Consider the following 14,880-nt stretch of genomic DNA (forward strand, 5'->3'; position numbering starts at 1 on the left):
TCCGTACTCACCTAAGGAAAGTTTCTAAGATAACTTTATCTTTAATCTGAAGCCGGACATACTGTCCAGCTTCTCATTATTTATACACTTCTTGATAGAATTCGATCTTGTCCCCTTTTTTAACAGTGGTTTCAGCAGCACCTTTTGGAGCCATTTCGCCATTGATCTTGTACATCCAGTAAAGGCCTTTGGCTTCGTCTTGGCTGTGACCGTCAATCGAGGTGATCATGCCATTTTTTTCTTCAATCTTGTAGTTGGCTTTGAGCACTTTCATAAGGTTGCTCTCTTCTGCTACTTTCAAGGTTTTCAATTGCGCTTTTTGACCTTCTGGCGTCACGCTAATTGTAATCGAAATTTCGTTTTTCTTGGCAACTTCTGTGCTAGAAGCACTTGTTTGATTGTTTGTGCTATGAGACGGAGCGCAACTCGCTAAAAGAAGAGCTGCAAGTAAGGTCATCAAGCTAGAAATGGTTTTTTTCAACATAAAATCTCCTAAAGATTTGATAAATAATGGGATAGAAAATGATCGTCGACAGAGCATGGGCAAGGTTAAAACTAAAACCATTGACCAAAGCATAGGTCCACCAAGGAATATGGTATACCAAGGCATAAACACTATCGATCAACACCCCATAAGCAAAGGACAGTAGGCCTACAAAAAGGATCTGAAGGACAAAGGGCAACCACTTGTAACTGATGCGCCAAATGAGCATCAAACAGCCAAAGGCGACAATCTGAAAGAACACAATCAAGCTCATCCCCAGGAAAAAGGCGGAGACAAACATGGTGATCATCATCACAAGAAAAGCAAAGCTATACCCTTCAAATATCACCAAGAGAAAAAAGATAGCAGAAATAGGTTGGACATTTGGGAAAGGGGCAAAAGCCTGACGTAGAGCGACACAAAGGGCCGCCAAAAGCGAAATACGGGTTAATCGCTGAAGCGTCATGACGTCCTCCTAGACAATCTCGAACTTGATCGTTCCGGCTGTCGTTCCAACCTTGATGGTTTGCCCTTCTTGGGCTTGGCCTTTCAGCAATAGCTCTGCTAGTTGATCTTCCACTTCGGTCTGCAAGACACGACGGAGTGGCCGAGCTCCCATTTCTGGATCGTAGCCTTTGGTTGCTAGCAACTTGAGCGCTGAAGGCTGGAATTTGAGGGTCATACCTTGTTCGGCCAAGGTCGCGATGAGCGGTTTGACCATGACTTTCACTATCTGCTGCATGTCCTCGCTTGAGAGACTATGGAAGACCACCTTTTCATCAATCCGGTTGATAAACTCTGGACGATAGGTCTTCTTCAACTCTTCAAACATGCGTTTTTCCATATTGGCTTGGTCAAAGCGGATATCTTTAGCACCAAAGCCAACTGTCTTATCATCCCGAAGGGCTGTAGCTCCCAGGTTTGAGGTCATGATGATAATGGTATTGGAGAAGTCGATCTTCCGGCCTTTACTATCGGTTAAAACTCCGTCATCCAAGACCTGCAAAAGGACATTGAAAATATCTGGATGGGCTTTTTCCACCTCATCAAATAAGAGAACGGAATAGGGTTTGTTGCGGACTTTCTCGGTCAACTCGCCTCCTTCTTCATAGCCCACATAGCCTGGAGGAGCTCCGTTGAGGCGGCTGGCTGCGAATTTTTCCATGTACTCACTCATATCAAAACGGATGAGGGCCGATTCATCATCAAACAGAACTTCTGCCAAAGCTTTGGCTAGCTCTGTTTTTCCGACACCGGTAGGTCCTAGGAACATGAAAGAACCGATCGGACGTTTATTACTACGGATACCTGATTGATTGCGTCGAATAGCCCGACTGATACTCGAAACGGCTTGGTCTTGACCAATCACGCGCTTGTGCAATTCTGCTTCTAAGTTGAGGTACTTCTTGGCATCGGTTTGGGTCAGTTTTTGAGTTGGAATACCAGATAATTGGCTCAAGGTCACCAAGACATCTTGGTCAGTGACTTCTTTTTTGTAGACAATGGGAGCGGCCTCTACTTCTAAGAGTTGGGCCGCTTTCTTCCACTTGCCATCCATCAAGGCCTGATCCAAGGCGGTCAACTCTTCTTTTACGTGACCGTTGGAATCGCGGTTTTGTACAGTAGCTGCCGCTTCATCCAAGAGATCAATGGCTGAATCTGGTAATTGACGGCTGGTCAAATAGCGGTGGGCATATTTGACAGCTGTTTCGATCGCTTCATCGGTAATGGTCACATGATGGTGGTCCTGGTAGGTTTCTTTCAAGCCTTGGAGAATTTGGATGCTATCTGCAACACTTGGCTCTTCAATGGTGACTTTCGCAAAACGCCGAGAAAGGGCTGCATCTTTTTCGATATGCTTTTGGTACTCATCTTGAGTCGTTGCTCCAACTGTACGCAAGGTTCCCCGTGCCAGGGCTGGTTTTAGAATATTGGCTGCGTCTAAGGTCGAATCAATGCCGGATCCTGACCCCATAATGGTATGCAGTTCATCGATAAAGAGAATCACGTGACCGTCTTCTTCGATGTCCTGGATGATATTGTTCATCCGCTCTTCGAAGTCCCCACGGAAGCGCGTCCCTGCAACGACATTCATGAGATCCAATTCAAGGACACGCATTTGCGCGATTTCAGCTGGAACATGGCCACTAGCGACCCGCTGGGCCAGGCCTAAGGCAAGAGCTGTCTTTCCGACCCCTGCTTCTCCCACCAATACAGGATTGTTCTTGGTCTTGCGGCTGAGGATTTGGATCATGCGTGAAATCTCTGCATCCCGACCAATCACAGGCTCAAGCTGGCCTGCCCGCGCCATTTCTGTCAAATCACGGGTATAATCTTCAAGACCTCCACTTGTACTTGGGGGCATGCCCATCATATTCCCCATAGTTTGGCGGTTAGGGTTTTGGGCCCGATAAAGACTCCGGATAGCTTTAATATCATTTTTGTCCCAGCCTGCCTTGTCTTCTAGATTCTTGCGAAGGGAGGCAATAGGAACTCCCTTGTCTTGTTCTGTAAAGGCAAAGCCGGCAAACTCCATGACTTGGCTCGCCAAGGTCCCACGGTCTGCTAGAAGAGAGAGGAGCACATGCTCTGTTCCCAAGGTCTTGGCATGAAGGACCTGGGCAATCTCTCTTGCGTGTTTCATAATGGCTTCCATCCGATAAGAAAATGGGAAGATTTCATACCGATTGTCGCTTTGAAAAGCTTGACCTGTAATATGCTCCGCTGCATCCTGAAACTCATCGATCTGCATAGGATAATCGTTCAGTACAGAACCTGCCACGCTATAGGGATTATTGGCCATAGCCGTCAGGAGATGCCAAGTATCTAAGGTATGCCCCTGATAGTGGCCTGCTAATATTTGGGCCGCTTCTATACTTTCTAACAGTGCTGTTGAATAGTTCATCTAGTCGGTATTTCCTTTTCTATCTACTTGTTGAATGATTTTTTTCAGCATACTTGCTCGTAGGATGAGAGCATCTCGACCTAGGACCTCATCGGAGGTCGTCGCAAGCAAGAGCTGAGTCTCACGTTGTGTCAATAATTTTTCTTCATAGAGCATCTGGAGGATATCATTGAAGACCTGCTGGCTGATGGTCTCTCCAATATTGGCTGCCAAGTCTTGGAGCATCTGATGGTGATCTGAAAACTGGACCTTGCCAATGCGGATATAGCCCCCACCACCGCGCTTGCTCTCTACAATATAGCCTCGGCTCTCGGTAAAGCGAGTCTTGATAACATAGTTAATCTGACTGGGTACGACCTGAAAGACATCGGCTAACTCACTTCTTTTGAGCTCTGCCATGCCAGCTTGAGCCAGCAAGGCCTTGATATAAGCTTCAATGCTATCAGATGTATTCTTATTTGCCATGATGCTCCTTTCTGACTTGTTTTTTTCTAGATGGATGCTCTGCTCTTTGGCCCATAAAAAATGGCCTTGGAGTGTTCCTTCTCATCATTGACCTTATTTGACTATTATACAATTTTTACGGCTGTAAATAAAGCAAAGACTCTATGGAAATAGGAATCTCTTAAGAATACAAAGCAAAAGAGGCTAGCGAGAACTAACCTCTTATGCAAAGAATGAACTACTCTTTGCGACGAGCGAATTTGGCGCCTCCGCCCAAGAAACCTAGACCAAGAAGGCCTAACCAAGCAAAGAAACCACCTTCTTTTGTACCGGTTTGAGGTAGTTTTCCTTCCGATTGTAGAGAAGGACTTTCAACCACTTCTTTTTCCGGATGGTCTGAAGTCGAAACAGAAACTGCTTCTGGGATTTTCGGTTGAAAGAGAACTGGTCTTTCTTTTTCTTTTTTCTCTTCAACTTGAGAAAGAGTCGCAACTTCTGGTTGCACCTTACTTGGAGTGACAGGAGTGGTTGGAGTCGGCATATCAGCTATCAACGGACTTTCTTCCGCTTCCTTCGTTCCGACTTCTGTGATCTGGTCCTGGGCCTCCACTTCGACAAAGGCATCGACTTCTGTCCGAATTTCTTTGCCTTCTTCTTGTCGAACCTCGATTAATTTCAAGCGGCGTCCGACCTTCCCTGCTTGAAGGATTCGGCTCTCGCCCTTGGCCAAGTCCTTGTTCTCACGCGTTTGACTCTCAAATGGAATCTCCTCTGCTTCGATGAGAAGTTCTGGCTTTTCAAGAATCAAATCCCGAACACCTTGATCTGGGCGTGTCTGCGTCAGGGGTTCATAATTGTTAGCATCTTCTAAGATGGTTTCAAGGGCTTCCACTTGATTAGCTGCAGCAACCAAATCTGGGCGCTCTTGATCCAACAACTGAGTCAAGTCCGTTAATTGTCCTTGAACCGTCGGTTTGAGGTCTGCTTTCAAGCGATCAAGAGAAGTAGCCTTGATCTTTTCTACTCCTTCTCTGATGATCTGTTGCAGCTCTTCTTGACTGAGCAACTGACTATCTTTCCCTGAGAGGATAAATCGGTCTACCTGGATGGCTCGAGATGACTGAGGATCATTGAGGGCTGGATCTAAGTGCAAGCGTAGCTGGTGGTAGCCTTTTGCTAGGCCTTGCAGATTGACCAAACTCTGGTCGAGCTTGCGTTGGTCTCCATAGCCACTGAAATAATGATCGCTGTCGATCTCATAATCATGGCCCCGACCTTCTTCGAAGGCCATTTCTTTTCCATCCAAAGTGACGCTGTAGAGCCCATGACTTGGGTCGACTACTCCTCGGACCTCCACACCTGTGCCCTTAAAGGTAATGGTCACTTCAATGTGTTTCTTGCCTTCCTCATCGGTCACTTGGTTAAAGCTAGACCAAGATTCTGTGCCATTTGAGAAGTCTTTGTTGTCTGTCTCATGATGCCAGCCTTGGCTATAGTGCAGTTTTGGATCTTGGTCATCCACTTCTTTGCGATTTTCTGGCAACTGGTCTTCATTCATCACTTGGACTGTCAGTTCTGGAATAAAGCCGACCAAGCTTCCTTGATCCGGATGGAGCAATTTGACCTTAAAGTCATAGACGTCGGTCGCTTTTCCCGCAAAATCAAGGGTTGGAACTTGGACTGTTTTTTCTGTCTCGCCATCTGCGAACTCAAGGGTGACGTTGGTATCTTTATAGACCTTGCCATGAACCCCTGTTCCTGGTTCTGTGATCAATTTAAGACTGGCACTTCCTTTAGAGCCACCTTTTCTCTTGACAACGACTTGCGCTGGGTCGCCTTTCTTAACAGCTAGGGTTGGCTGAGCAAACTCAAAGAGCCCCTTTTCTTGATTATTGAGGGCATAAATCCCTTCTGTTGCGATCGCATCTCCCTTGCTATTGACCAAGGTCAAGGTGTGAGATCCTGCTGCCAAGTCCGGTGTTTCATAGACCTTTTGGCTGCGTTTGCGGCTTGGGCTTTGGGTATTGACGGTAGCTAGCTTTTGGCCATCGACATAGACATCCATTTCCCCATGACCAGGGTCGACAGTTGCGACCACATAGGCCTTGGTGCCTTCAAACTGATAGGTCACCGAAGCCCCCTTTTCCTTGGTCCACATAGAAGTGCCTCGGACGCCTTCTCCCTCTTCATTCCACTGACCATTGGCCCGCTCAGCAGTCCGGTCGGAATGATAAGTCAAACCAAGCGGATAGCCATCGGTTTCTTCAATGCTGGCTGGTGTCTTATAGACAGAGACACCGTTCAAGATTGGAGTGGCTTGGGCATCAGTGATGGACACCCGGATATAGCGACTATCAACTGGTTGCCCTTTGATCAAACGGCGGTATCCTACGGTTGAGCCAGCCCCATATGGAACCCATTGGCCATTCACAGCCACATCAATGGTGAAACCAGAAATCCGTTGGCCTTTCTCGATCGTTTCTTTGAGCTCTACCACATCAAAATGCTGTTCTTTTCCAAGATCGAGAACAAAAGATCCGGTCTTGGCATCATCAGCCGGAGCCCAACTGGTCTTTTCATCTCCATCTGTCAAATGGCTGGCCTTGTAGAGAGAATTGCGTCGTGTCGAGTCAGCTTCTACCAAAGCTCCTGCCGCATAGTTCACACTGTAGAGTTGGTCCAAGGTCTGACGGAATTCTTTCAAACGGGCCACATCGGCATCCGCAAATTTTCCGTCTTGATTGGGTGGAATATTGAGCAGAAGCGGGGTTCCACGGCCGACCGATTTGAAGTAAATGTCCATCAATTCGCGCAAGGACTTAGGCTCTTGATTGTCATGGTAGAACCAGCCGGAGCGAATAGAGACATCGGCTTCTCCCACTGAGTATTGCTTCCCTTCCGGATCCCCGTGATTGAGATAGCTATTGGATGGATTGTTGCGAATCTTATCTGGATTGACCTTTTGCCAAACCGGATCTCCGGCAACCCCCTTTTCATTTCCGATCCAACGAACATTGGTCGGCTCAGCTGAGAAGATAGCAATATCCCCTTGGGCCTTGCGAATGGCTTCAAACCACTTGTCAAAGGTATAGGTGACTTTTTGAGCCCCATCGCCACGCGCTCCATCCATCCAGACTTCTACGAACTTACCCTTGTTCCCATATTTTGGATCTTCAAGGATTTCCTTAAGCTGGTTGAGATAGTATTCATTGTATTTGTCCTCTGTATCCACATGGTAGAGCGGGCTGTGAGCATCCCAAGGAGAGAGATAGACCCCCATGTCCATATCATACTTGCTGGCAGAAGCAGAAACCTCGGCTAGGACATCGCCTTTTCCATCTTTCCAACCACTTTTGGCAATGGTATGGTCAGTGTATTTGGATGGGTACAAGAGGAAGCCATCGTGGTGCTTGACGACCATGATCGTCCGTTTAAAGCCAGCATCCTTCAGGGTTTTGATCCATTGATCGGTATCCAGATGCTCTGGATAGAAATAATAAGGATCTTCTTGTCCATCTCCCCACTCACGATCGTAGTAAGTATTCATCCCAAAGTGGATGAAAGCTGCTAGTTCTTCGCGGTGGTATTGCATCTGAGCCTTGCTTGGAAGTGGTCCGTAATCCGCAATCTCAGTCTCCTCATCTAGAGAAGTGGCTGGTTGAGTGGCTTCTGTCCCTTGACTGGCTGTGCGATTTTCTTTCTCGCTAGTAGTTGCTGAGGGCTGCTCTGATTCTTCTTGGTGCTCGTTCACAGTTTTCTCCTCCTTTCCTTGGTGATCGACATCGCTTGTGTCGACCCGTTCTTCACGTGGTTCACTATTCTCAGCTTGTTCCTCTGCGTAACTGGTAGTAGCTCCTAAAAAACAAGTCGCTACGACTACCGAGCAGACGCCTACTGAGAGTTTACGAATGCCAAATCGATTTCTCTGATCAACTAATCTTTTTCCCATATTCTATTCCTTTATGTCACCAGGTAAAGAGGGTGGGGCTTCCCCATCCTCCTTCTTTTTACCTGTGAACTTTTCACCGCTTTTTGCTAGTTTCTCTAGCTGTTTAATTGGCCTTTTTGGCTCTTTTTTTCTGATCGTCCAGTACAGCACTAGCAAGGCCTGCCGCTAGGATTCCAGCAACGAGGCTTGCGACGCTTTCTTCCGTTCCTGTATTTGGTAATCTACCTTCGGAAACTGGAGCAGCTGAAACTGCTGGTGTTTGAGTTTCTTTCTCGACTTCCTTCACTACTGCATCTATCCCTTCCTGGCGCACCGCTTTGACCTCAAGAGATGCTTGAGGAGTTGCGATAGCTACTGGTCCTTCTGAAACATGAGGGCGCTCTGGGTTCGGAAGCGGTTGTGGTTCTGGCTGCGGTTGCGGCTGTGGCTGTGGCTCTGGTTGTGGCTCTGGTTGTGGAGTGTCTGGAAGTACCTCTTTCGTGCCTACCTCTGTAATTTCTGCCACTGGATCTAGTTCTACAAAGGCATCCAGTTCCTTCCGGCTTTCCACACCATTTTCTTGAGAAACTTCCACCAAGCGCAATTTGCGACCTTTTTGGCCTTCTTGAACCACACGTTTCTCACCTTTTGGAAGTTCCGCATTTGGACGTTCTAAGCGTTCAAAGTCCATCTCTTCTGGCTCAATCACCAACTCTGGTTTGGTATGAACCAGATTCTTGACCCCTTCTTCAGGAATGGCTGAGCCTGTAGGTGCTTTTGCGGAGAGAGAAAGTTGATATACTTTTTCGAGCTTGCCATCTTCTGAGACAACCTTGACAAGAACTGGAGCATTGACACTTTTAGCATCCACGACCGTAACGGCTGTTCCATTCTTGCCTTGTGCTGAAACGATTGGACGTTCTCCCTCATACTCTAGATGATAATCTGTCACATCTGGTTTAAAGCCTTCTAGGTCTTTGCCATTCACTTGGATCGTGACATCAGTTGTTGCCTGGGCCTCTTCTGTTGGAGCATAGGCACTCAATTCAACGATTCCAATTCCTTTAAGATGTTCATCACGGACCATTCTTAAACGGATGGCTTTGGTTCTGGTTTCATTGAAGCTGAGGTTAGAGATATAGCCAGCTTCAAAGTCATAATCCACGCTATAAGGAATTTCTTCCCAGTTTGAGGCTTGGTTAAATGGATGATCTGGAAGATTCTTCAGATTGCCATAATCATCCGGAACATCAAAGTCTGGACCAATGTAGCGTTCAAGAACGGTTTTCGTTGGCAGACCTGTTTCCTGATCTGCAAAGAAGTCGACCGCTACTTTATTGACCAAACGCTCTGTTACTTGACCATTTTTCTTGAAGATGAGACCAGCAAATACTTCAGTTTGATCCGGTTCTCTCTTCCAGTTGGTCCAGCGATAGTATTCGTTGTAGCCACCATCGTTGATGTAATCGATATAGTCGATTTGATTTGGATCGAGATCATTGGTTTCACTAGCAAATGCTCTTGTATCTTCTGCATTGTAGTCACGGTTCACAGAGAGGTTTTCTCCTGTCTTTTCTGATACCCGGACGGTCAGCTGAGCTGTCAGATCATAGCCGAGGACTTTTCCTTCCAGCGTGAAGCTGCCTTCATGAGAAAGCGCATCAGCTGGTACAGCCTGCCAGTCCACCGTCAGTTCCTTGCGTTCATAACCTGTGTCCCCTTTAAAGTAGACACCTACTGTAGATGGTAGAACTAGATCTTGACCGACTTTCACAAAACGGCTACCTGCTTCTACTGCTACTGGAGCAGCTTGTTTCAGTTTTTCTGCATCACTTGTGAGATGGAGGCGGTATTCTTGTAAGATAGTACCATCTTCCGCTTTATGGATGACGCGGATTGGCTCACCTTCGTGGACGCTTGGAACAACCGTTGCAAGGCCGTGATGGCTGGCTGTCGCTTCCACTTGTGGATAAGCCCGATCACGCGCATCGATGTAGTAATCGGTCACACTTGGGTTGACACCTGGCAATACATCGCCATTGACGCGAATGGTCAACTGGCTCTTTTCTTCTGCCGCAATCTTATTGGCAAAGATCTGAATCTCTGAAATAGAGCTTCCACGCTTGCCTTTTGGCGTCTTCATACGGATACGAACGGCATAGGTGTCGACTTTATCAAAACTGAAATGATTCATCTTACCAGCTGCTACCGGTTCTTCAACGGTTAGGTTGCTAACTTCTTTCCAGTTGGCTGGATTGTTAAATGGATGGTCTGTTTCGTCTTTGACACGATTTGGATTGCTTGGAACCGTTGGGATTTGTTCCCCTGTATAGTACTCAATCACATATTCACTTGGAGCCCCAACACCGTGGTCTTCGTGGAAACCAACATGGAGGTTATCCACTGCTCGCTTGGTCAAGATACCAGAATCCCCAAACAAGATCCCAACCGAATCTTCCGCATTGTTACGACCCCAGTTGGTCCAACGGTTAGCTGGAGCATCGGTAAAGGAGATGACCTTGTCATTGACCTTAGCAACTGGATCTGCATCGTTAGAGTCACTTGCAAAAGCGAGTGGCAAGACTGATCCTGTCCATTGCTCTGCTACGTTGGCCCCCTTGACTGTGTTTGCGGAAACACGAATATGAAGACGTGTTGGAAGATCCGTTCCTTCTACACGACCGGCTAGGACAACTTCTCCTTCTTTGGCCAAGAGTTGCGGATCGACCGCATCCCAGGCCACCTTAGCAGTATAGGTCTTACCATTAGAGTGATAGGTCCGCACGCTTTCTGGAAGGGCTGGTTTTTCTCCGACTGGAGTGGTAGTGCTGACTTCTTCTACAGCGATAATGCCTTCAACCGTCACTTGAGCTTGGGCTTCTTTTTCCACACCCTCTACATGACCGGTGACTGTAAAGCTATGGTAATCCTTGACTTGATCTGCGGTTACAGCATCCCAGGTCACGCGTTTTTCTTTAGGGAATCCCTTATCATACTCGACCAAGACGGTCTCTGGAAGAGCTGGCAAAATGTTTCGATCTGTACTAATCCGTACAGGACGCACCTTGACAACCGTCTTTTCTTCAGGATTTGGTGTGATGGTAAAGCTGACTTCTCCCGTTTGTCCTTGGAAGTTGGCTTCTAAATGAACCAATCCTGCTTCTCGCAATTCCAAACCTTTATTGGTTGCGACGGCTTTTCCTTGGCTACCAGCTCTTGTCTTCACATCGATTTGATCTGCTTTGAGACTTGCCTGGCTACCATCTTGGTAATGGGCAATGACTTCAAGTGGTACCGTTTGGTCTTCCTTGAGTTCCTGTCCTTCTGGCAGACGCAATTCTAGGCGCTGGATCTGCGGACTTTCTTCTTGGAATTGAACTACATAGGTCTGTACAGCTCCCGTATCCTTAGCAGTCACAAAAATTTGAGCCTTCAAACCATTTTCACGATTAGCTTGTAGGACCGTCACTTGAGCATTTTCTGCACTTGCTGTGACTTGACCTGGCTCTTGACCATAAGCGAGGGAACGGAAAATGGTATGGTTGCCACTACCAAATTTTGGAAGAGCTACTCCATCTAGCTGAACCGTTGGTTTCTTAGCCTTGGTTACATCTCCTCCTGCAACCACTAGTGTCGCTTGGACCGTTTCCCCATTGCCTAGGAGTCCTGTCGCCTTCAAGCGTGCTCCCGGTGTAGACAATTGATCTTCTTGACCAGCTTCCAAGGTCCATTGATCGACCTCATAGTGGGCAGTGGTCCCATCAGTGAAGACTAATTGCACAGCCTTATCCACTGTTGCTAGATCTGCTCCCTGTGGGATTTGTTTGATGACTGGAAGGACTTGTTCCACGCCGATCACATCGACCAGAGCTTCGACCGTGCGTCCTTGAACATGACCTGTCACACGGACTTGGCCAGCACGGCTATAGTCTGCCGCATCCCATTCAACAGCTTCTTCTTGGGCCTTGCCATCACTATAGACCACATTGACCTTACTTGGCAAGGTTGGTTTTTCTCCTAGATAAGCACTTTGTCGAACAGGTTCCACACCTAATACAGTGCGTTCTGCTTGGTCCTTCTTACCTGTAAAGAGGCTGACCTGGTCTGATTGCAAGCGATCTGAGTCTGCATACAGAGTAAAGGCACCTGCCTGCTCAGTTGATTTGACAATCACAACCCCTTTGCCGTTGAAGGCTTTGCGTTGCCATGAGCCATCTTCCTGCGCTTTGTAGCGTTCACGGCTGGCTTGCTCCCCATTATCGACACCGACAATTTGGCCTTGTCCATGCAAATGGAAATGCACCAAATTATTGGCAGTTGGTACGACACGACCTTCTTCATCGACGATTTCATAGGTAATATAGGTCAAATCCTTACCGTCCGCTGCGATCGCGTGTTCTTCTTTCAACAAACGAACACCCGCAGCCTTGCCGGCTGTTTCGACTTGATCTTTCGCAATCACTTCTCCCGCTTCGTTGCGCGCAATAGCTTCCACCTTACCTGGTACATATGGGACCAACCACTCTAGATAAAGTTCATCCGGATTTGCCCCTTCTTGGTAGGTCCGGCCATCAGCTGTGGTCTTCTTGGTAAAGGTCTTCACTCCTTGTGATTCCCCATTGACAATCAATTCCACACTGTGGGCATTGGAGAAGGTCCGAACAGGAATCCGTCCTTCTTCATCCATGACACGATTGGCTAATTCTGGATTGTCCCAGTTCCAATGTGGCAAGAGATGGACCATTGGATGTTTCTCAGCTGACACCCATTGACTTTGGTAGAGGTAAAAATCATTCTTTGGAAGGCCGGCAGTATCGACAATACCAAAATAAGAACTTTTCACAGGTGTGTCATTTTGGTTGTGCCATGGTGTTGGCTCGCCGATATAGTCCGTACCGGTCCAGATAAATTGTCCTGCATAGCCGGCATGATCACGGTCAAAGGTCCAAGAGGCGGTCGCTGTCCGACCCCAACCAACCCGGTCATTGCCGTAGTCTGATTGTTCATAATGGCGGTCTTCTTGGTTGCTGCCGATCCATTCTCTTTCAGGGTGATAGTAAGAGCCCCGTGTCCGCGTTGCAGAAGAGGTTTCCGAACCATAAATGAGCCAGTTTGGATGTTTCGCCCGTAAGCTTTCATAGTTGGCTTCTGAATAGTTAAATCCAACCGCATCGAGCTCTGCTGCTACCTTTTCATGGCCTCCTGATCCATCGCCAAAGCGGAATTTATCAGCTCCCATGGTGACATAGCGGGTTGCATCCACGTCCTTGATAGTCTTGACCAACCGACGAACAGTTGCGACAGATTTGTCTGAACCATCTGCTTCACCGACTTCGTTACCGATTGACCACATGACAATGGCTGGATTGTTCTTGCCCCGCTCTACCATGGTTCGTAGATCGTAATCGGACCAAGTATCCCCCTTACGAGCTTCTGGGTGAGTGGCATCCTTTTCAAAGAAACGACCGTAATCGTATTGTTTCTTACCACCATACCAGGTATCAAAAGCTTCTTCTTGAACCATCAAGCCCAACTCAGCAGCAATTTTTAAGGTTTGTTCACTCGCTGGGTTGTGAGTCGTCCGGATGGCATTGACTCCCATATCCTTCATCTGTTTGAGACGACGGTATTCAGCCTTGTAATTTTCCTCAGCTCCAAGAGCCCCGTGATCATGGTGAAGGGATACCCCATGGAATTTCGTCGCCACCCCATTGAGGAAGAAGCCACCTTCTGGCGTCCAGTTCAGATAGCGATAACCAAAGCGTTCCTTTTGCACATCGACCAACTGCGAATCCCGATAAACCCGCGTATACAAGGTATAGAGAGCTGGATGATCCGTTTTCACATCCCAGAGGGTTGGTTTTTCAACATGCAAGGTTTGAGATAGGTTAATCTCTTGACCTGCTAGAACAGCTTGTGCTTCACTGCGCGTTTTTTCGCTCACCACTTGGCCATTTTGATCGACAATTTCATATTCCGCATAAATACTATGAGCTTGATCATCTTGGTTGACAATGCGGCTCTTCACCACTGTATCCACTGCCCCATTTTGCTGTTTTTCCAACTGAGGGGTCGTAATCGTAGTCCCATACTGCGCTAAATGAACCTTGTCCGTTACACTCAGCTTAACATCCCGGTAAATCCCGCTACCAGAATACCAACGGCTACTTGGTTGTTGATTGACCACATGAACGGCGATGGTATTCTCGCTTCCATCCGCATTCAAATAAGGAGTAATATCATAAGAAAAGGCATTGTAGCCATTTGGATAATGACCAACGAATTGTCCGTTCACATAGACTTTGGAATCCATATAAACCCCGCCAAATTCCAAGCGGACCTTCTTATCTAGATCCTTGTCGTCCAAACGGAAGGTCTTACGATACCAAGCATCCCCTCCGTTTAATTGTCCCCCTTCATTTTGAGCAGGAGAGTTGTGATCGAAATCAAAGAAAATAGACCAGTCATGAGGAAGATCTAATTTTTTCCAATCCTTGACATCCACTTGACGCCCTTCTGCACCAGGAGCTGCATTTAATTTAAAATACCAATCTTTATTAAAATCACGTTCTCGATCTTGCACAATATCCTCCGCTACACGATTTTGATCTGGAGCAGCTGTTGCTTCCGTTCCTGTAGCACGCTCAGATGAAGTAGAAACAGGCTGGCCTTCGCCTTGAGGCGCTGGCTTTTCCTCAACTCTGGTAGGGGTGATGACAGCTGGAGCTTCTGAAACTCTTGCACCAGCTTCAGGAACTTCCGCTTCTGAATTTTCCGTCACAACACTTGGTGTCTCAATCGAAGTCGGTTCACTTTCGAGGGCTGGCTTTTCTTCCGCATGGACCCTTGAAAGACCCAAGGCAGAAATCCCAATCACAACAGAACAAGCTCCAACTGAGAGCTTACGAATACTAAAAACAGGACGCTTTTCAAAAAAAGACTTTCCCATAAAAACCTCCTCTTAGGATTAACAATTAAATTTGTAAGCGCTTTCTTCTGTCTGCGAACACTTACAGAAAATCACATATTAACTATACCAAAAAAATAGGAGCGATAGGCCTCGATTTCGCTCCAACTATAGTTAGATTAAGAATTCCTTTAATTAGTGGAAATCCCCTA

General features: G+C 47.1%; 6 protein-coding genes. All 6 read right to left on the minus strand.

Annotation, left to right across the window (positions count from 1 at the left end; translation table 11 throughout):
* Positions 1–76 precede the first annotated feature (76 nt).
* Positions 77–484 carry a DUF4430 domain-containing protein gene (locus HMPREF2918_RS03620; RefSeq protein ID WP_070594613.1) on the minus strand — a complete coding sequence of 136 codons (408 nt, stop codon included), beginning with the start codon at positions 482–484 and terminating at the stop codon, positions 77–79.
* Positions 462–950 carry an ECF transporter S component gene (locus HMPREF2918_RS03625; protein ID WP_070594614.1) on the minus strand — a complete coding sequence of 163 codons (489 nt, stop codon included), beginning with the start codon at positions 948–950 and terminating at the stop codon, positions 462–464. Before HMPREF2918_RS03625 ends, HMPREF2918_RS03620 begins: the two co-directional genes overlap by 23 nt.
* A gap of 9 nt (positions 951–959) precedes the next feature.
* Positions 960–3,389, minus strand: coding sequence for an ATP-dependent Clp protease ATP-binding subunit (locus tag HMPREF2918_RS03630; protein ID WP_070594615.1), 2,430 nt, complete (start codon positions 3,387–3,389; stop codon positions 960–962).
* Entirely contained in the window at positions 3,390–3,854 is a 465-nt protein-coding gene (locus tag HMPREF2918_RS03635; protein WP_003009029.1) for a CtsR family transcriptional regulator, read from the minus strand.
* A gap of 217 nt (positions 3,855–4,071) precedes the next feature.
* A complete protein-coding gene (locus tag HMPREF2918_RS03640) occupies positions 4,072–7,782 on the minus strand; it encodes an alpha-L-fucosidase (protein ID WP_070594616.1) in 3,711 nt (1,236 codons plus the stop codon).
* Between the two features lie 103 nt (positions 7,783–7,885).
* Positions 7,886–14,710, minus strand: coding sequence for an Ig-like domain-containing protein (locus HMPREF2918_RS03645; protein WP_070594617.1), 6,825 nt, complete (start codon positions 14,708–14,710; stop codon positions 7,886–7,888).
* Between the last annotated feature and the right edge of the window lie 170 nt (positions 14,711–14,880).

The sequence above is a fragment of the Streptococcus sp. HMSC065C01 genome (assembly GCF_001813525.1).
Taxonomy (GTDB): domain Bacteria; phylum Bacillota; class Bacilli; order Lactobacillales; family Streptococcaceae; genus Streptococcus; species Streptococcus parasanguinis_V.